The sequence below is a fragment of the Microbacterium californiense genome (genome assembly GCF_047246625.1).
GTDB lineage: Bacteria > Actinomycetota > Actinomycetes > Actinomycetales > Microbacteriaceae > Microbacterium.
Genome location: NZ_JBFOKQ010000001.1, coordinates 297,009 through 317,759 on the forward strand (window position 1 = coordinate 297,009; position 20,751 = coordinate 317,759).

A 20,751-nucleotide genomic window follows, 5' to 3' on the forward strand; every position below is an offset into this window, starting at 1 on the left:
CGTACCCACACAAGGAGCCACGGCAGAGGGGCCGTGACTCTCAAGAAAGGTCAAAGAAGACATGCCTGATGTCAATCTCGGTCTCTACTTCCTCTCGGAGTTGGTCGGAACCGCGATGCTCATCCTCCTCGGATGCGGTGTCGTGGCGAACGTGGCCCTGGCGAAGAACAAGGGCTTCGGCGGCGGGTTCCTCATGGTCAACTGGGGATGGGGTCTCGCGGTCTTCGCGGGTGTCCTCGCCTCCGCCTATTCCGGTGCGATCCTGAACCCCGCCGTGGGCATCGGTCTCGCGATCGCGGGCAAGATCACGTTCACGCAGTTCCTCGTGGCGACGGCGGCCGAGCTCGTCGGTGCCATCCTCGGCGCCATCGTCGTCTGGCTCGCCTACAAGCAGCACTTCGACGAGGAGCCGGAGCCGGCCAACAAGCTCGGTGTCTTCTCGACCGGCCCGGCCATCCGCTCCTACGGGTGGAACCTGGTCACCGAGGTCATCGGCACCTTCGTGCTCGTGTTCATCATCTTCGCGTTCGCGGACTACGGCGACGTCGAGGTCGGCGTGCCCGGAGGACTCGGCCCGCTCACCGCGCTCCCGGTCGCACTCCTCGTGGTCGCGATCGGCGCCTCCCTCGGTGGGCCCACCGGCTACGCGATCAACCCGGCCCGTGACCTCGGCCCGCGCATCGCGCACGCCATCCTCCCCATCAAGGGCAAGGGCTCGAGCGACTGGAGCTACTCCTGGGTGCCGGTCGTCGGCCCGCTCATCGGTGGCGCCATCGCCGCGCTGGCAGCCCCCGCACTCCTCGGCCTCGGCTGATCCGCCCCCACTCGGTAATTCGAAGGAGAACACACCATGGCTGACTACATCATCGCCATCGACCAGGGAACCACCTCGAGCCGCGCGATCATCTTCGACAAGAAGGGCAGCATCGTCGCGACCGGCCAGAAGGAGCACGAGCAGATCCTCCCCAAGGCGGGCTGGGTCGAGCACGACGCCTCCGAGATCTGGCGCAACGTGCAGGAGGTGATCGGCCTGGCACTGAGCCGCGCCGACCTGACGCGCCACGACATCGCGGCCGTCGGCATCACGAACCAGCGCGAGACGGCGGTGGTCTGGGACAAGACCACGGGCAAGCCGGTCTACAACGCGATCGTCTGGCAGGACACCCGCACCCAGGAGATCGTCGACCGCTTCGCGGCCGACGGCGGCGTCGAGCGCTTCAAGCCCATCGTGGGCCTCCCGCTCGCGACGTACTTCTCGGGCACGAAGGTCACCTGGATCCTGGAGAACGTCGAGGGTGCGCGCGAGAAGGCGGAGGCCGGCGACCTGCTCTTCGGCACCACCGACTCCTGGGTCCTGTGGAACCTCACGGGCGGCACCGACGGCGGCGTGCACGCGACCGACGTCACCAACGCCTCCCGCACGATGTTCATGGACCTCGAGACGCTCGAGTGGCGCGACGACATCCTTGAGGTGTTCGGCGTGCCGCGCTCGATGATGCCGGAGATCCGCTCCTCCTCCGAGGTGTACGGGGCCGCCGAGAGCTCCTCACTGCTGCGCGAGACGCCGATCGCCGGCATCCTCGGCGACCAGCAGGCGGCGACCTTCGGGCAGGCGGCGTTCCAGACGGGCGAGAGCAAGAACACCTACGGCACCGGCTGCTTCCTGATCTTCAACACCGGTGAGGAGATCGTGCACTCCAAGAACGGTCTGCTGACCACGGTGGGCTACAAGCTCGGGGACGCCCCCACCCACTACGCGCTCGAGGGATCGATCGCCGTGACCGGATCGCTCATCCAGTGGCTGCGCGACCAGCTCGGCATCATCTCGACGGCGCCCGAGGTCGAGCAGCTGGCCGACCAGGTCGAGGACAACGGCGGCGTGTACATCGTGCCGGCCTTCTCCGGTCTGTTCGCGCCGTACTGGCGGCCGGACGCGCGGGGCGCGATCGTGGGCCTCACCCGCTACGCGAACAAGAACCACATCGCGCGCGCCGCGCTGGAGGCCGTCGCCTTCCAGACGCGCGACGTGCTCGACGCGGTCAACGCGGATGCCGGGGTCGACCTGTCGGAGCTCAAGGTCGACGGCGGCATGGTCGCCAACGACGCCCTCATGCAGTTCCAGGCGGACGTTCTCGGCGTGCCGGTAGTGCGTCCCGTCGTCGCGGAGACCACGGCGCTGGGCGCCGCCTACGCCGCGGGTCTCGCGGTCGGGTTCTGGAACGGTCTGGACGACCTCTCGGCCAACTGGCAGGAGGACCGTCGGTGGGAGCCGACCATGGACGAGGCTGAGCGCGACCGTCAGCTGCGCCTGTGGCGCAAGGCCGTCACCAAGTCGATGGACTGGGTCGACGAAGACGTGAAGTGATCGTCCACCGCTGAGAAAGGGCGGGCCCGGAGGAGACTCCGGGCCCGCCCTTTCTCGTTCAGCGCCTGCCGCCGCGTCGATGCGCGATGCCGGCGGATCAGCTCTTGCCGAAGAGCTTCTGGATCTCGGCGAGGTCGGCCTCGCTCGGCGCCTTCGGAGCTCCGCCCAGGCCGAAGCCGGACCCGGTCGCCTCGCCGCCGCCCACCGGCAGTCCGGCGTTCTCGGCAGCGCGCTTCGCCGGGTTGCCCGACCGCGACCGACCGGACGACTTGCCCTTCTTGCCGCGCTTCGACGAGGCACCGGGACGCCCCATCCCTGGAACGGGTCCCATACCGGGGATGTTCGGAGTGCCGCCGCGTGCGACGGTCTTCATCATCTTCGCCGCCTGCTCGAACCGGGCGACCAGCTGGTTCACATCGGTCACGGTCATGCCCGAGCCGCGGGCGATGCGCAGGCGACGGGAGCCGTTGAGGACCTTGGGGTTGCGACGCTCCCCCGGGGTCATGGAGCGGATGATCGCCTCGGTGCGATCGATCTCGCGCTCGTCGAAGTCCTCGAGCTGCTGCTTCATCTGGCCCATGCCGGGCAGCATGCCCAGCATCTTCTTCATCGAGCCCATCTTCTTCATCTGCTGAAGCTGCTCGAGGAAGTCCTCGAGGGTGAACTGCTCGGTGGCGAGCTTCTCGGCGACCTTCATCGCCTCTTCCTCGTCGAAGGCCTGCTGGGCCTGCTCGATGAGGGTCAGGATGTCGCCGAGATCGAGGATCCGGCTCGCCATGCGGTCGGGGTGGAACGGCTCGAGGTCCTCGAGGCGCTCGCCCGTCGACGCGAAGATGATGGGGCGCCCCGTGACGGAGGCCACGGACAGAGCGGCTCCACCGCGGGCGTCGCCGTCGAGCTTCGACAGCACGACGCCGGTGAAATCGACTCCCTCCTGGAAGGCCTTGGCGGTGTTGACGGCATCCTGACCGATCATGGCGTCGATCACGAACAGCACCTCGTCGGGATCGACGGCCTTGCGGATGTCGGCGGCCTGCTTCATCAGCTCGGCGTCGACGCCGAGGCGTCCGGCCGTGTCGATGATGACCACGTCGTGCTGCTGGCGGCGGGCGTGCTCGACCCCGTCGCGCGACACCTTGACGGGGTCGCCCACGCCGTTGCCCGGCTCGGGGGCGTAGATGGTGGCTCCCGCCTGCTGCGCCACGACCTGGAGCTGGTTCACCGCGTTCGGACGCTGGAGGTCGGCCGCCACGAGGAGGGGCGTGTGCCCCTCGCCCTCGAGCTGCTTCGCGAGCTTTCCGGCGAAGGTCGTCTTGCCCGATCCCTGGAGGCCCGCGAGCATGATGACGGTCGGCGCGGTCTTGGCGAACTGCAGCCGACGCTGCTCGCCGCCGAGGATCTGCACGAGCTCCTCGTTGACGATCTGCACCACCTGCTGGGCCGGGTTGAGGGCCTTGTTCACCTCGTCGCCCAGGGCGCGCTCGCGCACCTTGGCGGTGAAGTCCTTCACGACGGAGAGCGCGACATCGGCGTCGAGCAGCGCGCGACGGATCTCGCGGACGGTGCCGTCGACGTCGCTGGCGCTGAGCTTTCCCTTCGTTCGCAGGTTGCGGAAGGTCTCGGTGAGCCGATCGGAGAGCGTGCCAAACGTAGCCATGGTGCTCCGATTCTACGCGAGTGGGGCGTCCTCACCCGCACTCGACCCGGTCGCTCCGCCGGTCACCGCCCCGAGAGGCTCCCCCGGCCGCCACGGGAGGTCGTAGATGCAGCGGAGGGCCTCGCGGAGGACCCGGTCCGGCGCTCCACGGCCCGCTCCCTGCTCCGCCCAGACGCGCAGCGACGACAGCACGGCCGCCGCGTGCGCCGCGCCGAGGACGTGGGCGCGCACGTCGTCGATGCCGCTCGCCCGAGCGGTGCGGGCGACGGATGCCGCGAGCCGCGCGTGCCGGACGCCGGTGTCGCGGACGAGCTCCTCCTCCAGGCCCATGACCGCCGCATTGCGCAGCGCGAGCGCCAGCGGGTCGGGCTCGACGTCCTGCACGATGAGGAGGAGGATGCCGCGCACGGCGTCGCCGTCCGCGCGGGCGCCCAGCGCGTCGAGCCCCGCGATCGCCCGGTCGATGCGCGCATCGGTCCCCGACCACAGCACGTCGCTCTTGGACGAGAAGTAGTTGAAGAAGCTGGAGCGGCTGACCCCCGCCCGCTGCGTGATGTCGGCGACGGAGGTCGCGTCGTAACCGCGCTCGAGGAACAGCTCGCACGCCGCTTCGGCGAGGGTCTCGCGCGAGGAGGCCTTGGGACGGCCCGCCCGACCGGTCGGATTCATGCTCTCACGCTACCTCGGCACGTCCCTGCGCCGGCATCCTCGGATCCGGCGTATTGTTGGACGCGCTCCAAAAATCCTGCGAACGGAGATCCCCATGCTCGACGTCCTCATCGCCGGCCTCGCCCCCGACTACGTGCCGTACCACCGAGGCTGGGACCTGCAGCGACGGATCCACGGGGAGGTGGTCGCTCGCCGTCGACCCGACACGCTGATCCTGCTGGAGCACGAGGCGGTGTACACGGCCGGTCGGCGGACGGAGCCGCATGAGCGCCCGCGCGACGGAACCCCGGTCATCGACGTCGACCGGGGTGGGAAGATCACCTGGCACGGTCCGGGCCAGCTCGTCGGCTACCCCATCGTGCGTCTGCCGGAGCCGGTGGACGTCGTGGCGCACGTGCGCCGACTGGAGCGCACCCTGATGGAGGCGCTCCGGCCGTTCGGCGTCGACGGCCACCGGGTCGAGGGCCGCAGCGGCGTGTGGGTGGGCCGCCCCGGCGCGGAGGACAAGGTCGCCGCGATCGGCGTGCGCGTGCAGCAGGGCGTCACCATGCACGGCTTCGCGGTCAACTGCGACAACACCCTCGACGGCTTCCGCGGGATCGTGCCGTGCGGCATCACGGATGCCGGGGTCACGACGATCAGCGAGGTCACCGGGGTGCACGTGACGCCCGCGGACATCGCACCCGCGGTGACCGAGGCCTTCGCCCGCGAGTACGCGGAGATGGCCGCATGAGCGCCGTGCCCGAAGGCCGCAAGCTGCTCCGCCTCGAGGTGCGCAACGCGGAGACCCCGATCGAGCGCAAGCCGGAGTGGATCCGCACCAAGGCGAAGATGGGCCCGGAGTACACCGCGCTGCAGACCCTCGTCAAGGGCGAGGATCTCCACACCGTGTGCCAGGAGGCGGGCTGCCCCAACATCTACGAATGCTGGGAGGACCGGGAGGCCACCTTCCTGATCGGCGGATCGCAGTGCACGAGACGTTGCGACTTCTGCCAGATCGACACCGGGAAGCCCGCCGACTACGACACCGACGAGCCGCGGCGCGTCGCCGAGAGCGTGCAGCGAATGAATCTGCGCTACGCCACGGTGACGTGCGTGGCGCGTGACGATCTCCCCGACGGCGGTGCGTGGCTGAACGCCGAGACGGTACGGCAGATCCACGCCCGGAACCCCCGGACGGGCGTCGAGCTCCTGGCCACCGACTTCAACGGCGAACCCTCGCAGCTCGACGTGGTCTTCGAGTCCCGGCCGGAGGTCTTCGCCCACAACGTCGAGACGGTTCCGCGGATCTTCAAGCGCATCCGTCCCGCCTTCCGCTACGAACGCTCCCTGGGTGTGCTGACACGGGCACGGGATGCCGGCCTCATCACCAAGTCCAACCTCATCCTCGGGATGGGCGAGGAGCCCGAAGAGGTCGTGCAGGCGCTGCACGACCTCCACGAGGCGGGATGCGACATCATCACCATCACGCAGTACCTCCGGCCCTCCCCGCGTCATCTGCCGGTCGCCCGCTGGGTCAAGCCGGCCGAGTTCGTCGAGTTCAAGGAGGAGGCGGAGCGCATCGGATTCCTCGGCGTGCTCGCGGGCCCGCTGGTGCGCTCGTCGTACCGGGCAGGGCGTCTGTGGGCCCAGTCCATGGTCTCGAAGGGCCGCGACATCCCCGAGCACCTCGCGCACATCGCCGAGGGAGCCGACCTGGGCTTCGCCCAGGCCGTGTGAGCCTCAGTCGGCGCTCATCACCGACTGCACGGACCCGTCGGACCCGAGGTTGACGAGGAGCACGTCGTCGGTCGTGCCGGCGTCGAGCGCATACTCGAGCACGGCGAACGGCTCCGATCCGCCGTGCTCGTCGGCCAGGATCGTCATGCTCATGAGGCGCAGGGACCGGATGATGTCGACGGCCGCATCGCCCGAGACGTCGACGAGGACGTCGACGAGGTCGTCGCCATAGGCCTCCTGCTGCTGCAGGATGTACTCCGTGACCTCGCTGGTGCGATCGTCCACCTCGGCGAGCATGCCCCGACGCGCGGTGCCGTCGACCGACTCCAGGCCCGCGATCAGGGAGGCGGCGATGTCGAGCGCCTCGGCCGAGACGTCGTCCTGATCCGGTGCGGTCAGGTCGACCGTCACACTCTGGTCGCCGAACTCGACGGTCTCCGACCAGAAGATCGAGCCGTCCGGTCCGGAGGACAGGAGCCCGAAGTAGTCGTGTTCGATCGCCATAACGCTATGAAACCAGCCCTCTGCTCGCGGCGGTAGTCCCGTCTCAGCCGACCAGCGACTGGACGAAGACGTGGGGGGTGAATCCGGTGAGATCGTCGATGCCCTCGCCCTGTCCGAGGAGCTTCACGGGGATGCCGGTCCGCTCCTGCACCGCGAGCACGAACCCGCCCTTCGCGGAGCCGTCGAGCTTGGTGAGGACGAGACCGGTGACGCCGGCGTGCTCGAGGAAGGCCTCGGCCTGCATGACGCCGTTCTGACCGGTCGTCGCATCCAGCACGAGGAGCACCTCGCTGATGGGAGCCTGCTTCTCGACGACCCGTCGGATCTTGGACAGCTCGTCCATGAGTCCGCCCTTGGTGTGCAGGCGCCCCGCGGTGTCGATGATCGCGATCTCGATGCCCTCGCGCTTCGCGAACTCGATGGTCTGGAAGGCGACGGACGCCGGATCCTGCCCCTCCTGCTGCGGGCGCACGATCGCCGCTCCCCCGCGCTGCGCCCAGGTGGCCAGCTGGTCCACGGCGGCGGCGCGGAAGGTGTCGGCCGCACCGACGACGACGCTGCGCTCGAAGCCGCGCAGGAACTTGGTGAACTTGCCGATCGTGGTCGTCTTGCCGACGCCGTTCACGCCGACGACGAGCACGACCGCGGGGCGCTCCGTGAGCTTGAGGGTGGTGTCGAACTTCGCGAAGTGCTCCTCCAGCGTCTCGCGGAGCATGCGCTGCAGATCGCGGGGATCCGTGGTGCGGTAGCGGGCCACCTTCTCCCGCAGCTCGTCGACGATCCGCTCGCTGATGTCGGGACCGAAGTCGGCGGTGATGAGGGCCGTCTCGAGGTCGTCCCACGTCGTTTCGTCGATCGTGGGCTTCACGAACATGCCGCGCAGTGCGCGGCCGAGGGACCAGGACTTCTCCGCCATGCCCCCAGCCTACGCGGAGCGCCGCGACTCGCCGGCGCGTCGTCCTCTCGGCGAGCCGGGCCCCTCAGCTCGCGGCGGCCGCGCGATCGCCGACCCGCTGCCCCACGACGGCCGACACGCCGTCCTGACGCATGGACACCCCGTACAGGGCGTCGGCGATCTCCATCGTGCGTTTCTGGTGCGTGATGACGAGCAGCTGGGAGTTCTCCCGCAACTGCTCGAAGACCGTCAGCAGACGGCCGAGGTTCGCGTCGTCCAACGCGGCCTCCACCTCGTCGAGGATGTAGAAGGGGCTGGGCCGGGCCTTGAAGATCGCGACGAGCAGGGCCACCGCGGCGAGGGAGCGCTCCCCGCCCGAGAGCAGCGAGAGCCGCTCGATCTTCTTCCCGACGGGCCGCACCGACACCTCGATGCCCGTCGTCAGCATGTTCTCCGGGTCGGTCAGGGAGATGCTTCCGGAGCCGCCGGGGAAGAGCAGCGGGAAGACCTCGCCGAACGCCTCCTTCGTGTCCTCGAACGCGCTCGCGAAGATGGTCTGCATCCGCTCGTCGAGGTCCGCGATGATCGTCAGGAGATCCTGGCGCGTCTGGGTGAGGTCGGCGAGCTGCTCGGTAAGGAAGGCATGGCGCTGCTCGAGAGCCGCGAACTCCTCGAGGGCGAGCGGGTTGACCCGCCCGAGCTGACTCAGCTTGCGCTCGGCGTCCGCCAACCGCCGCTGCTGCATTCGGCGGTCGTAGGGGATCGTCAGGTCGGCGTCGATCTCGCCGTCGTCGACGAGGCCGGCGGCGTCCCGGAGGACGGGCTGGTCGGGGCCGTATTCGGCGACCAGGATGTCCTCCTCCAGCGCCAGTTCGGAGGCGACACGCTCCAAGAGGCTGTGCAGGTGGAGCTTCTTCTCGTGGATCTGCAGCTCGAGGCCGTGGACGCTCTCGGTGAGGCCCGCCAGACGCTCGCGCAGCGACCCCTCCTGCCTCCGCAGCGCCGTGAGCTCCTCGTTCTGGGCCGACCGGGCGGACTCCGCCTCCGCCAGCGCGATTCGCGCCTCGGTCACCGAGCGGTCGAGCGAGTCGAGGATGCGCGGGAGCTCCACCGCCACCCCGGCGGCGGCTTCGCGCTGCGCACGGCGGATGACGGCGCGACGCGCGGCTTCCGCCGCGGCATCCTTCTCCTGCTCGCGCTGCCGCTCGAGCGCGGTCACCCGCGCCTGCGCGGCGCGCACCCGCTCCCGGAGCGTCTCGATCTCCAGGCGTGCCCGCACCTCGCCCTCACGCGCCGCCTCCAGGGCTTCGAGAAGACCGTCCCGCGCGGAGGCGTCGAGCACCGGGCGCGGCGCGGCGATCGCCGCCTCGAGTTCGGACATGGCCGCCTCGGCCGCGACCTCGGCCTCACTCACGGCGGACTGCGCTTGAGCGAGACCGGTCTCGAGGCGCTCGCACTCCGCGACCGCGGCCTCGTGCCGCACCGTGATGCGGTTGACCTGCTCGGCATGGCTCGCGAGGGCCGCGTCGAGTTCCCGCAGCGCCCGCAGGGCGTCCTTCGCCTGGCGCCGTGTCGTCTCGACCGCGTCGTCGGCGTCCACGCGCGCCTCGCGGAGGGAATCCACGATGACCTGCACCTCGGCCAGCCGGTCGGTCGCGGCGTCGCGCTCGGCCGCGAGCTCGAGTCGGGACCGCTCCCCGCCCGACCCGGTGCGCAGGGTGTGCGAGGTGATGACGTCACCGCCGGCGGTCACGATCGTGGTGCTGACGTCGCCGAGCGCGTCGAGCGAGGCGCGCGCGCGTCGGGCCGCGTCGAGGTCGTCGGCGATGAGCACGTGCGCGAGGATGCCGAGCACCCCGTCCGGGGCGGTGACGGCCGACACCGCGGGGGTGGTGCCGTCGATCCGGGGCGGATGCGTCTCGATGCGCGGAGCCTCGGCGGCCACGAAGTCCACGACCCCGCGCTGCTGATCGGCGGCGTCGAAGGCCAGGGCGAACGCATCCGCGCGGGTGTCGACCAGCACACCCTCGGCCAGAGGCCCGAGCACGGCGGCGATCGCCGCTTCGAAGCCGGATTCCACCTGCACCGCGTCGCCCACGAGCCCGCGGACGCCCGCTACCCCGGACTTGACGATCTCGGCGGACCCGCCGGACAGCGCCAGAGCGCTCCCGAGGGCCGCGGCCTTCGCCGTGAGTGCGTCGACCTCGCGCTCCGCCGCATGCAGCCGTTCACGGAGGGTCTCCCGCTCCGCCTCGGCAGCCGTCGCGGCGCGCTGGGCGCTCTCATAGGCGGCGGAGTACTCGGCGGCCGACCCCTCCGGGGCCTCGGCCTCCTCGATCGCCTCCCACGCCTCGGCCGCCTCCCGGCGACGCGCATCGGCGGCCTCGAGGGCGTTCTCCTGCCGCAGCACGGCACCGCGCACCGCGGCCAGCGCGGAGGCTGCCGCGTCGGCCGTGCCGCGCAGCGCCGTGAGCCGCATGTCGTACTCCGACACCAGCGCGCTCTGCTCGGCGATGTCGACATCGAGCGTGTCGAGCTCGGCCCGCGCATGCATGACCTCGCGGCTCGCTGCCGCTGCGGCATCCTGCGCATCGCCGAGACCCGCGGCGATCGTGGTGACGTCTTCCCGGGCCTCGTCGATGATCCCCTGGGTCACCGTGATCGCGGAGACGGCGGCGTCGTCGTCCTCGGAGCCGAGCAGCGCGAGACGCTGGTTTGCGAGCGTGAAGAGCCCGCGCATGCGCTCCTGCACCTGCTCGAGCCCGAAGGCGACCCCGCGCGCCCGGTCGACGGCGACCGAGTTCTGGTCCTGCTCGAGCCGTGCGATGCCGGCCCGGACCGCTTCAAGCTGATCGGTCAGCACCAGGCGCTCCGTATGGCGCTCCTGCTCGGTGCGGGTGTGATCCGCGAGGGCCGTCCGCAGCGCCACGACGTCGTCGGCGAACAGACGCGCCTTGGCGTCGCGCACGACTGCGGCGATGGTCTGCGCCTCCCGCGCGATCTCGGCCTGACGCCCGAGCGGCTTCAGCTGGCGCCGGATCTCGCCGGCGAGATCGCTGAGCCGCGTGAGGTTGGTCTCCATCGCCTCGAGCTTGCGGACCGTCTTCTCCTTGCGGCGACGGTGCTTGAGGATGCCGGCGGCCTCTTCGATGAACCCCCGTCGATCCTCCGGTGAGGCCTGGAGGACTGTGTCGAGACGCCCCTGGCCGACGATCACGTGCATCTCGCGGCCGAGGCCCGAGTCGCTGAGGAGCTCCTGCACGTCGAGCAGACGGCAGCTGTCTCCGTTGATCGCGTACTCGCTGGATCCGTTGCGGAACAGCGTGCGGCTGATCGTGACCTCGGCGTATTCGATCGGGAGCGCGCCGTCGCTGTTGTCGATCGTGAGCTGCACCTCCGCCCGGCCCAGCGGGCCTCGCGTCGAGGTCCCGGCGAAGATGACGTCCTCCATCTTGCCGCCGCGAAGCGTCTTCGCGCCCTGCTCCCCCATGACCCACGCAAGGGCGTCGACCACGTTCGACTTGCCGGAGCCGTTCGGCCCGACGATGCAGGTCACACCCGGCTCGAAGATGAAGCTCGTGGGCTGGGCGAACGACTTGAAGCCTTTCAGGGTCAGGCTCTTCAGATGCATCGGGGCACCCATCGTTCGGGAGGAATCACGCCCACACGTTACCGGAGTCCCGCGGAAAGCCGGGGAGAGCGCGCGGCAGGTGGATGCTCTGGGCCGCATCGACAGCATCGATCCTGAGAAAACGCTTGACGCGACGCCCTCTTGTTCGCTAGGTTGATCGACCGACGCCTCAAGAAAGGAGGTTACCGATGATCAACATCATGCACACCGCACAGGCCCCAGGCCTCGTCGCGCGCGCCTTCTCCGCGCTGCGCCCCGTGCACTCGGTGACCGACCTCGGCGTCCACGCCCGCACTCTGTCGTAATCCGGCCGCGAGGCGTCCCGCTTCCCGCGGTCGACGCACCACCGGTACTCCGTGCACGGCCGACTCGGTCCTCGAGACCACGGCCCCGGCCGACGGCATCCGTCGGCTCCCGCCCGCCGCTCCTGCGTGCCGGGCTCCCCGCGTACTCGCGCATCCGCCACCGGCTCGCCCCATCGTGGGCGACGCCTTCCGTGCACCCGCACATCTCGACGAAGGAAATCATCGTGAACACCACGCTGTCCCACACCCTCACCCATCCCCCGGATACCGAGGACCGTACGGTCCGCTTCCCCGCACCCGACGAGCTGCGCGCGCTGTCGGCTGCCGACCGCCTGTCTCTGCGCATCGGTCTGTGGCTGTTGCAGCGCACGCAGCGGCCGCGACGTCGACGCCGGGAATGGCGGTCGGTGAGCGGGCCGCTGCTCCTCAGCGACCAGCACCTCACTCCGCGCGAGAGCGCTATCGTGCTCTCGTATCACCTGCAACGGCAGATGCATTGACGGACGCAGACATGAGTCGGCCTCTCCCCGCATCCGCCCTCGCGCACTCGCCCGTGCCCGCCGCACGGGCGAGTGCGCCCGCGGCGCTCCCCACCGAGCGTCTCCCGTACGCGTCTCCCCGACCGGAAGAAGGAATCGACATGACCGTCGACGTGACGATCGACCCCCTGACGGTGCCGCGCGCGCTGGAGGATGCCGACGCCGGCGACTTCCTGCGCTACGGCGAGCTGGGGCGCCAGATCTGCGACGAGAGCACGGGGATCCCCCAGCTCGCCCCGACGGCGGCGGAGATGCTCTCGTCCTGGCAGGACGCCACCGACACGCTCCACACCGGGTTCGTCGCCCGGAGGGGATCCGAGATCCTCGGCATGGTGACCGTGGACTATCCGCAGGAGGAGGGCGCGCTCTCCGCCGAACTGGATCTGCTCGTTCCCGCCGTGAACTGGGGTCGGGGCATCGAGGAGGCGCTCCTCGATCGCGCCGAGTCCGAAGCCCGTCGTCACGGGCGCGCCCGACTGCAGCTGTGGAGCCTCCACCGTCCCGACGCCTCCGATGACGTGCTCGTGCCGCAGACGGGGTGGGGGCGCGTTCCGCCCACGGCGTTGACGGCCCTGCTCCAGCAGCGCGGATTCCGCCTCGAACAGGTCGAGCGCAACAGCGAGCTCGACCTGACGGCGGATGCCGCCCCACTGCGCACCGCACTGGCGGACGCTCGACGGACGGCGGGCGACGACTACCGCCTCGTCGAGTGGACGCTGCCGACCCCGCCCGAGTTCCGGGAGGGATACGCCGCCGTCCTCGCGCGGCTCGTGACCGATGCGCCGAGCGGCGACATGGAGTTCGACGAGGAGCGGTGGGACGCCGACCGGGTGGTCCGACGCGACGCCCGTCTCACCGGCGCCGGGCAGCTCGTCTCCGTCGCGGCCGTCGAGCACGTGCCCTCCGGCTCGATCGTCGCGTACAACGAACTCCTCATCGGTGAGGATCGCACCGGGGTGACGCACCAGTTCGGCACGCTGGTCGCACGGGAGCACCGCGGACACCGCCTGGGCATGATCGTCAAGTGCGCGAACCTCCTCCGATGGAAGGAGCTCGTGCCGCACTCGACGCGGGTGTCCACGTTCAACGCGGAGGAGAACCGCCCGATGCTCGACATCAACGAGGCGATCGGGTTCGTCCCGGTGTCGTACGCGGGAGCCTGGCAGAAGAGGCTCTGAGCCGCCCCGGCGCCGTCGCTGATCGAGATCAGCGGCGGCGCTGGCAGCGTGGGCAGTAATGGGACGAGCGATTCATGAACGCCTCGCGAAGGATGGGTCCGCCGCAGCGCGGGCACGGCTGCCCGCCGCGCCCGTAGGCATTCAAGGAGTGTGCGAAGTAACCGGCCTGACCGTTGACGTTCACGTACTGCGCGTCGAAGCTGGTCCCGCCCTCGGCCAGTGCCTTCGCGAGCACCGCCCGCACCTCGAGCAGGAGGCGCCGGACCGACGCCGCCGAGAGGCGGGACGCCGGCGTCTCGGGATGGATGCGCGACGCCCAGAGCGCCTCATCGGCGTAGATGTTGCCGATCCCGCTGACCACTGTCTGGTCCAGGAGCACGCGCTTGACCGCACTGCTGCGCCGACGCACGGCGTCGACGAACGCCAGATCGTCGAAGAAGGGGTCGATCGGATCCCGTGCGATGTGCAGCACCTGCGTCGGGACGATCGTCGGGCCGTCGGGCACCAGACGGTCCACGGCGAGGGATCCGAACGTGCGCTGATCGGAGAAGACCACAGCCAGCTCGCCATGCACCGGATGGTGCAGGTGCAGGCGCAGACGCTCATGACGCTCGGCGCCGGCGTCGGGTGCGCGCAGCAGCATCTGGCCGCTCATCCCGAGGTGGGCGACGAGCGCGGCGTCGTCGCCTTCCGTCCGCGCGAGGGGAAGCCACAGGAACTTGCCCCGCCGGGAGGCCGTGTCGATGCGCCTCCCCTCGAGCCGGGTGACGAAGTCCGCGGCTCCGGCCGGGTGACGGGTCAGCGCGCGGTCGTCGAACACGCTCACCCCTGCGATGAGGGATCCGGTGACGGCGGGCGCCAGGCCCGCGCGGACGACCTCGACCTCGGGCAGCTCAGGCACGGTCGTTGAGCAGACGCCACGCACTGAGCGCGGCGGCCATCTCGGCCGTCTTCTTGCTGCTGCCCGCGCCGGTCATGCTGACGTCGCCGACGACGACCGTGGCGGTGAACCGTCGATCGTGATCCGGGCCTGCGGCTTCCACGGAATACCGCGGGGGCGTCGCGCCGAGACGGGCGGCGAGCTCCTGCAGGCTCGTCTTCGGATCCATCGCGGCGCCGTACCGCTCGGGGTCGGCCAGCAGCGGCTTGGTGAGGCGCAGCACGAGATCGGTGGCCGCGTCCGGGCCGGCCGACAGGTAGGTGGCGCCGATCACGGCCTCCATGGTGTCCGCAAGGATCGAGTCCTTGTCGCGGCCGCCCGTCTGCTCCTCGCCTCGCCCGAGCAGCAGGTGGCTGCCCAGATCGATGCCTCGGGCGACCTCCGCCAGCGCCACGGTCGAGACCACGCTCGCCCGGCGCTTCGCGAGAGCGCCTTCGTCGAGCTCGGGGTGCGTCGTGAACAGCATCACCGTCACGGCCTGACCCAGCACCGAGTCGCCGAGGAACTCCAGGCGCTCGTTGTGCGGGATCCCGCCGTGCTCATAGGCGTACGAACGGTGCGTGAGCGCCAACTCCAGAAGCTCCGCGTCGATGTCGACGCGGAGCTTTGCTGGGAGAGGCCTCTTCCCCCCGGGGACCTCTGTCACGGTTGTTCGCGACTCAGACGTCAGCGACCTTACGGCCCTTGTACTCGAGGAACAGCTCGGTGCCCTGCGAGTCGGTGACGACCTTCGCCTGGTGGGGACGGCTGTAGACGACCTTGCCGTTCTCGACCGTCTTGACGAGGGCAGGAGCCTCCGCCTTCCACTGCGCGCGGCGCGAGCGGGTGTTCGAACGGGAAACCTTGCGCTTCGGGGGGTTACCAGCCATGACTAGCTCTCTTCTTTCTCGGCGGCGCTGCTCTCTGCGGCGCCGTCTTGGTCTGTGATCTGCTGGAGCGCACTCCATCGAGGATCGATGGGAGCGGCCTGCTCCGTACCGGTGCTCGCGGTCATACGTTCGCCCGTCGCGGGGTCGAGCCCCAGGCAATCCGGCTGACACACCGGCTGAAATGGAAGCGACAGTACGGCCGCATCCCTGACGAGAGTTTCAAGATCCACGTGGTCGTCTTGAACCTCGAAATCAGTTTCTTCCTCACCAGGATACGCGAAAAGCTCCTGGAACTCGACTTCGACGGGCCGAGCGATGTCGGTCAGGCATCGTCCGCACACGCCGACGTACTCCGCGTCCGCCGTCCCGGAGACCAGGATGCCCTCGTGGACCGACTCCAGCCGCACGTCGAGGTCGACCTCGGACCCGGCTTCGAAGGAGACGATGCCTTCGCCCCACTGCTCCGCCAGAGAGACCGTGAAGGCATGCTCGCGCATCTCTCCCGGCCGGCGGACGATGTCGCGGACGGGCAGGATGAAGGGGCCGTTCAGTCGGGATCGCACCCGTCGATTCTACCGGCTCGGTCGGCGCGAGGGCTGGACGCCGCCTGCACCGCGAGGAGTCAGATGCCCCGGGATCCGGTGTCGAGGAACGCCGCGACCGCGGGCGGGACGAACGGCGAGACATCTCCGCCGAGCGAGGAGACCTGCCGGACGAGCGAGCTCGACACCAGCGCGTGCGCCGGATCCGGAAGGAGGAAGACCGTCTCGATGTCGGCCAGATGGCGGTTGACGATGGCCATCGGCGATTCGTAGGCGACATCGATCTGGGAGCGGATGCCCTTGACGAGCACGCCGGCGTTCACGTCGCGCGCGTAATCGACCAGGAGCCCCATGCTCCAGGACCCGACCACGATGTTCCCCGGCATGCCGTCCTCGGCGATCGACCGTTCGAGCAGCGCGAGCCGCTGCGAGATCGGCAGCATCGCCTCCTTGCCCGGGTTGTGGACCACGAGCACGTGCAGTTCGTCGAACAGAGCGGCCGCCCGTCGGATCACGTCCAGATGACCCAAGGTCGGCGGATCGAACGAACCGGGGACGACGGCGATCCTGCTGCTCATGGTTCCACCCTAGGGCACGGCACAGAGGGCGCGGACGCGCTCGGCGTGCGGTCAATTCTTCGCGAGCGCGGCACGGTCTTCGTCGGTGACGCGCCGTGCGATGGCGTCGCGGAGGCCCGGGTGATCGCGCAGATCGGGGTCGGAGCCGAGGATCTCCTCCCCCAGTTCCCGAGCCCGGACGATGAGGCCGGCGTCCTTGACCACGCGGAGCAGCTTGAGGGACGAACGCACCCCGGCCTGCGCGGCGCCCAGCACATCGCCCTCGCCGCGGAGCTCGAGGTCGACCTCGGCCAGCGCGAAGCCGTCGAGCGTCGCGGCCACCGCGTCGACGCGCTCGCGGGCCACCGAGCCCGCCTCCGCCTCCGTCACGAGCAGGCACAGTCCGGGGACGCCCCCGCGACCCACGCGCCCGCGGAGCTGATGCAGCTGGGAGACGCCGAAACGGTCGGCGTCGAGCACGATCATCGTCGAGGCGTTCGGCACATCGACGCCCACCTCGATCACGGTGGTGGCGATGAGGAGGTCGATGTCGCCACGGGCGAAAGCCTGCATCACGGCATCCTTCTCGTCCGACGGCATCTTGCCGTGCAGCACGGCGCGACGCAGCCCGCCCAGCGTGGGATGTGTCGCCAGAGCCTCGTCGAGCTGCACGACACCCCAGCGCGGGCCCGCAGCCCCCTCCGGGACGAGCGGCTGCTCGCCCGGCTCCGCGGTCTTCTTCGTCGTGTCGATGGCCGCGCACACGGCGAACACCTGCCGGCCCTGGTCGATCTCCTCGGCGGCGCGCTCCCACACCCGGTTGAACCAACCGGGGTGTTCGGCGAGAGGCGCGACGAACGACTCGATGCCCGCGCGTCCGGCCGGCATCGTACGGATCACCGACGTGTCGAGGTCTCCGAACACGGTCATCGCGACCGTGCGCGGGATCGGCGTGGCCGTCAGCACGAGTGCGTGGGGACTCGACCCCTTGGCCCGCAGCGCTTCGCGCTGCTCGACGCCGAAACGATGCTGTTCATCGACGACGACGAGGCCGAGATCGGCGAACGTCGTCTTGTCCCCCAGCAGGGCATGGGTGCCGACGACGATCAACGCCTGCCCCGACGCGACGCGCAGCGCCGCCTTGCGTCGCTCCGCCGCCGGCATCTGACCGGTCAGGAGCGTGGGCATCACCAGAGGAGCCAGATCGCGGCCCAGCATCTTCGAGATCGATCGCAGGTGCTGGGCGGCGAGCACCTCGGTGGGGGCGATCAGCGCCGCCTGCCCGCCGCTCTCGGCCACCTGGAGCATCGCCCGGAGCGCTACCAGCGTCTTGCCGGAGCCGACCTCGCCCTGCACGAGCCGGTTCATCGGCCAGGCCCCGACGAGGTCCTCCGCGACCTGCCGGCCGACCGACTCCTGATCGGCGGTCAACGCGTACGGCAGCGCGGCGTCGAAGCGCTCGAGCAGTCCGCCCGCGCTCGCCGGGCGCGGGGTGGCCGAGAGCGCTCGCACGGCGTCGCGCTGCTGCAGGAGGGCGGTCTGGAGGGTGAGCGCCTCGTGCATGCGCAGGGTGCGCACCGCGGGATCGATGTCATTGCGGTGCCGCGGACGATGGATGCGCTCGATCGCGTCGCGCGCCGTCAGCAGCTCCTCTCGCACGCGCACCTCGTCGGGCAGCGGATCCGGGATGCCGGAGACGGCGTCGAGGACCCGTCCGACGAGACGGGCGATCTGCCAGGTCTGCAGCGTCGAGGTGGCGGGATAGATGGGGATCGGCACCGCCGCTCGCGCGTCGGCACGACGGCGCGCGGCATCCTCGTCGTCGAAGAGCTCGTACTCGGGATGCGCGAACTGCGTCACGCCGTTGAACTCGCCCACCTTCCCGGAGAAGACACCACGACGTCCGACCGCGAGCTCCTTCGCCCGCCACTCCGCGTGTCCGATGCTCTTGGCGAAGAAGGTCAGCGACATGCGGCCGATCCCGTCTCCGATCACCACGTCGACCATGGCGCCCGGGCGGTTCCGCATGCGGCGGAAGCTGGACGAGAGCACCTCGGCGACGATCGTCACCGTCTCGCCCAGGGGCAGATCGCGGATGGGGGTGAGTTCGCCCGGATCGGCATACCGGCGCGGGTAGTGAGCCAGGAGATCCCCGACCGTGCGCATCTTGAAGGCGCGGTCGAGAGTCTTCGCGGTCGCCTCGCCGAGCGCGTCGTCGAGCGACGAATCCAGGGTGAGCGACATGCTCCGAGTCTAGGGAACGGTTCCGACATGGCGCGCCGACTGCCGTATCGTGAATCTGTGACGAGGATCATCGCCGGTACCGCCGGAGGCACGCGGCTGCAGGTCCCCGACGCCGGTACCCGACCCACGAGCGACCGCGTGCGCGAGTCGCTGTTCGCCGCCCTCGAGTCGGCCGGAGCCCTCGCGGACGCCCGCGTCCTCGACCTGTACGCGGGATCCGGAGCCCTGGGGCTGGAAGCGCTGAGCCGCGGCGCGCGCAGTGCCGACCTCGTCGAGAGGAGCCGTCCCGCCGCAGCCGTCGCGCGGCGGAACGCCAGCGCCGTCGCGCGCGCCGGCGGACTCCCCCTCGCCCGGGTGCACGAGTCCGCCGTGCAGTCCCACCTCGCGCGCTCGTCCGGCCCCTTCGACCTCGTGTTCACCGACCCGCCCTACGACCTCGCCGACGCGACGATGATCGCCGACCTGGTCGCTGTCGCGCCGCTGCTCGCGGAAGACGGCCTCGTCGTGGTGGAGCGTGCGCGCCGGTCGGCACCGCCCCGCCTCGATGAAGCCGGGCTCGAACTGGTCCGGGAGAAGACGTACGGCGACACGGCCGTATGGTGGGCGCAGCCCCGGCTGTCTCAGCCGGCCGCCGAGTCCCAGTCGCGGTAAGGGTCCCAGCCCTCCGGGGCCACCGGCACCCCGTCGCACAGCACGGGGGCTTGCGATCGCTCGTGCACGCGGCCGATCACCCGGAACCCCGGGGCCAGCACACCCTCCGGGAAGGTCGCCAGCAGGGCGTGGTCCTCGCCTCCGCCCAGCGCCCGAGGCGGATCGTCGCCCAGTGCCGCACGGTCGAGGGACAGGGTCACGCCCGAGGCATCGGCCAGGCGCACGGCGTCCAGCGCGAGTCCGTCCGACACGTCCATCATCGCCGTCGCCCCCGCCACGGCTGCCGCGGTGCCCAACCCGATCGGCGGGGAGGGCCGCAGCTGCGCCGCGACCGCCGCTGATTCCCCGGGTGCGAGCGCCTCGGCGCGGACGGGCACCGGGGAGCCGTCGGCCCGGAAGCGTCCGAAGAGCACCGCCAGGCCGCGCGCCGCGAGGCCCAGCTCCCCCGCGACGGCCACGACGTCACCCGGACGGGCGCCGGAGCGCGTGACCGGGGCCCTGCCCTCCAGGTCGCCCAACGCCGTCACCGCCACCGTGAGCACGTCCGACACCGTGAGGTCGCCGCCCACGACCGCGCATCCCGGCGCCAGCGCGGCGCAGGCCTCGCGGAAGCCGTCGGCCAGTCGCTCGACGAAGGAGAGCGGCAGGTCTCGTGGTACCGCGAGGGCCACGAGGAGTGCGGTCGGGCGCGCTCCCATCGCCGCGATGTCGGCCAGGTTGACGGCGGCGGACTTCCAGCCGAGGTCGTACCCGCTGGTCCAGGCCAGCCGGAAGTCGGGACCGTGCACGAGGGTGTCCGTCGTCGCGACCACGGAACCCGACGGCGCCGCGATCACGGCCGCGTCGTCGCCCGGTCCCAGGATCGTATGGGCACCCGGCGCGGTGCGCGAGAGGATCTCCCGGAGGATCCGCCCCTCGGACAGATCGCCGAGCCGAGGGTCCTCGGAGTCGGAACGGGAGGGCATGCACTCAAAGGTAGCCTGGAAGCATGCCTCTCCCCCGCCGCCTCGCAGCCTCCGCCGCCGTGGCGTCGGCCCTGGGTCTTGCTCTCGTCGGTTGCTCCACCACCGTGCACCTGGAGCCCGCCGAGGACGCGAACGACCCGATCTGCGCGGAGGTCTCCGTGCTCCTGCCCGAGAACGTCGCCGGTTTCGACCGGGTCTGGACCGACGCACAGGCCACCGGCGCCTGGGGCGACCCGACCATCGTCCTGCGGTGCGGCGTCGAGCCGCCCGCGCCGTCGGACCTCGTCTGCACCACGATCGGCAACGTCGACTGGCTCGTGCTCGATCAGGAGGAGGAGCGGCAGCGGCTCGTCACCTACGGTCGCGAGCCGGCCCTCGAGGTCATCATCCGACGCGAGGCGGAGGTCGACTTCCGCACGGTCGTGGAGAAGCTGTCGGCGAGCGTCCAGCCCGGTCTCGCACCTGCGACCGCGCAGTGCACCGAGCGCGTGGACTTCCCGCAGAGCTGAGCCGGGCGCGGC

20 protein-coding genes are annotated in these 20,751 nt (G+C 70.5%); 8 read left to right on the forward strand and 12 right to left on the reverse strand.

Features of this window, described 5'->3' with window-relative positions; all coding sequences use genetic code 11:
- Positions 1 to 61: 61 nt before the first annotated feature.
- Positions 62 to 814 carry an MIP/aquaporin family protein gene (locus tag AB3M82_RS01490; RefSeq protein WP_412955150.1) on the forward strand — a complete coding sequence of 251 codons (753 nt, stop codon included), beginning with the start codon at positions 62 to 64 and terminating at the stop codon, positions 812 to 814.
- Positions 815 to 850: 36 nt separating this feature from the next.
- On the forward strand, positions 851 to 2,365 hold the full coding sequence (gene glpK / locus AB3M82_RS01495; RefSeq protein WP_412955152.1) for a glycerol kinase GlpK: 1,515 nt from the start codon (positions 851 to 853) through the stop codon (positions 2,363 to 2,365).
- A 97-nt stretch (positions 2,366 to 2,462) separates the two neighbouring features.
- Here glpK and ffh read toward each other — a convergent pair whose 3' ends face one another.
- Both ffh and AB3M82_RS01505 read right to left on the reverse strand, forming a co-directional pair.
- Positions 2,463 to 4,022 (reverse strand): signal recognition particle protein, encoded by a 1,560-nt coding sequence (gene ffh, locus AB3M82_RS01500; protein ID WP_412955153.1) that lies wholly within the window; start codon positions 4,020 to 4,022, stop codon positions 2,463 to 2,465.
- 12 nt (positions 4,023 to 4,034) lie between these two features.
- Positions 4,035 to 4,691: a TetR/AcrR family transcriptional regulator gene (locus AB3M82_RS01505; RefSeq protein ID WP_412955155.1), complete on the reverse strand. Its 657-nt coding sequence runs from the start codon at positions 4,689 to 4,691 to the stop codon at positions 4,035 to 4,037.
- Between AB3M82_RS01505 and lipB the strand changes: the two genes are divergently transcribed.
- A complete protein-coding gene (gene lipB, locus AB3M82_RS01510) occupies positions 4,690 to 5,424 on the forward strand; it encodes a lipoyl(octanoyl) transferase LipB (RefSeq protein ID WP_412955157.1) in 735 nt (244 codons plus the stop codon). The two genes, AB3M82_RS01505 and lipB, sit on opposite strands and share 2 nt — an antisense overlap.
- Positions 5,421 to 6,410 carry a lipoyl synthase gene (gene lipA, locus AB3M82_RS01515; RefSeq protein ID WP_412955159.1) on the forward strand — a complete coding sequence of 330 codons (990 nt, stop codon included), beginning with the start codon at positions 5,421 to 5,423 and terminating at the stop codon, positions 6,408 to 6,410. Before lipB ends, lipA begins: the two co-directional genes overlap by 4 nt.
- 3 nt (positions 6,411 to 6,413) lie before the next feature.
- Here lipA and AB3M82_RS01520 read toward each other — a convergent pair whose 3' ends face one another.
- The 3 genes from AB3M82_RS01520 to smc form a co-directional block, all read right to left on the reverse strand.
- On the reverse strand, positions 6,414 to 6,914 hold the full coding sequence (locus AB3M82_RS01520) for a DUF2004 domain-containing protein (RefSeq protein ID WP_412955161.1): 501 nt from the start codon (positions 6,912 to 6,914) through the stop codon (positions 6,414 to 6,416).
- Positions 6,915 to 6,957: 43 nt separating this feature from the next.
- Positions 6,958 to 7,830, reverse strand: coding sequence for a signal recognition particle-docking protein FtsY (gene ftsY / locus AB3M82_RS01525; RefSeq protein WP_412955163.1), 873 nt, complete (start codon positions 7,828 to 7,830; stop codon positions 6,958 to 6,960).
- Positions 7,831 to 7,894: 64 nt separating this feature from the next.
- A complete protein-coding gene (gene smc, locus AB3M82_RS01530) occupies positions 7,895 to 11,440 on the reverse strand; it encodes a chromosome segregation protein SMC (RefSeq protein WP_412955165.1) in 3,546 nt (1,181 codons plus the stop codon).
- 529 nt (positions 11,441 to 11,969) lie between these two features.
- On the opposite strand from smc, the gene AB3M82_RS01535 reads away from it, so the two are divergent.
- Together AB3M82_RS01535 and AB3M82_RS01540 are read left to right on the forward strand one after the other, a co-directional pair.
- Entirely contained in the window at positions 11,970 to 12,245 is a 276-nt protein-coding gene (locus tag AB3M82_RS01535; protein WP_412955167.1) for a hypothetical protein, read from the forward strand.
- A gap of 140 nt (positions 12,246 to 12,385) precedes the next feature.
- The gene (locus AB3M82_RS01540) at positions 12,386 to 13,462 is read left to right on the forward strand and encodes a GNAT family N-acetyltransferase (protein ID WP_412955168.1); all 1,077 of its coding nucleotides are present in this window, start codon (positions 12,386 to 12,388) and stop codon (positions 13,460 to 13,462) included.
- A 28-nt stretch (positions 13,463 to 13,490) separates the two neighbouring features.
- Here the strand turns inward: AB3M82_RS01540 and mutM are convergent, their stop codons facing one another.
- From mutM to AB3M82_RS01570, 6 genes are all read right to left on the reverse strand, one after another.
- A complete protein-coding gene (gene mutM, locus AB3M82_RS01545) occupies positions 13,491 to 14,363 on the reverse strand; it encodes a bifunctional DNA-formamidopyrimidine glycosylase/DNA-(apurinic or apyrimidinic site) lyase (RefSeq protein ID WP_412955170.1) in 873 nt (290 codons plus the stop codon).
- A complete protein-coding gene (rnc, locus tag AB3M82_RS01550; protein ID WP_412955171.1) occupies positions 14,356 to 15,048 on the reverse strand; it encodes a ribonuclease III in 693 nt (230 codons plus the stop codon). Before rnc ends, mutM begins: the two co-directional genes overlap by 8 nt.
- A gap of 13 nt (positions 15,049 to 15,061) precedes the next feature.
- The gene (gene rpmF, locus AB3M82_RS01555; protein ID WP_050721097.1) at positions 15,062 to 15,271 is read right to left on the reverse strand and encodes a 50S ribosomal protein L32; all 210 of its coding nucleotides are present in this window, start codon (positions 15,269 to 15,271) and stop codon (positions 15,062 to 15,064) included.
- Positions 15,272 to 15,273: 2 nt separating this feature from the next.
- Complete coding sequence (locus AB3M82_RS01560; protein ID WP_412957983.1) at positions 15,274 to 15,822, reverse strand: YceD family protein; 549 nt, start codon at positions 15,820 to 15,822, stop codon at positions 15,274 to 15,276.
- 71 nt (positions 15,823 to 15,893) lie between these two features.
- Entirely contained in the window at positions 15,894 to 16,391 is a 498-nt protein-coding gene (coaD, locus tag AB3M82_RS01565; protein WP_412955173.1) for a pantetheine-phosphate adenylyltransferase, read from the reverse strand.
- A 51-nt stretch (positions 16,392 to 16,442) separates the two neighbouring features.
- Positions 16,443 to 18,614, reverse strand: coding sequence for an ATP-dependent DNA helicase RecG (locus AB3M82_RS01570; RefSeq protein ID WP_412955175.1), 2,172 nt, complete (start codon positions 18,612 to 18,614; stop codon positions 16,443 to 16,445).
- A 57-nt stretch (positions 18,615 to 18,671) separates the two neighbouring features.
- Here AB3M82_RS01570 and rsmD point away from each other — a divergent pair, with 57 nt between their 5' ends.
- Complete coding sequence (gene rsmD, locus AB3M82_RS01575; RefSeq protein WP_412955177.1) at positions 18,672 to 19,265, forward strand: 16S rRNA (guanine(966)-N(2))-methyltransferase RsmD; 594 nt, start codon at positions 18,672 to 18,674, stop codon at positions 19,263 to 19,265.
- Here rsmD and thiL read toward each other — a convergent pair.
- Positions 19,235 to 20,230 carry a thiamine-phosphate kinase gene (gene thiL / locus AB3M82_RS01580; RefSeq protein ID WP_412955179.1) on the reverse strand — a complete coding sequence of 332 codons (996 nt, stop codon included), beginning with the start codon at positions 20,228 to 20,230 and terminating at the stop codon, positions 19,235 to 19,237. The two genes, rsmD and thiL, sit on opposite strands and share 31 nt — an antisense overlap.
- A 23-nt stretch (positions 20,231 to 20,253) precedes the next feature.
- Here thiL and AB3M82_RS01585 point away from each other — a divergent pair, with 23 nt between their 5' ends.
- Positions 20,254 to 20,739 carry a DUF3515 family protein gene (locus AB3M82_RS01585; RefSeq protein WP_412955181.1) on the forward strand — a complete coding sequence of 162 codons (486 nt, stop codon included), beginning with the start codon at positions 20,254 to 20,256 and terminating at the stop codon, positions 20,737 to 20,739.
- Positions 20,740 to 20,751 lie beyond the last annotated feature (12 nt).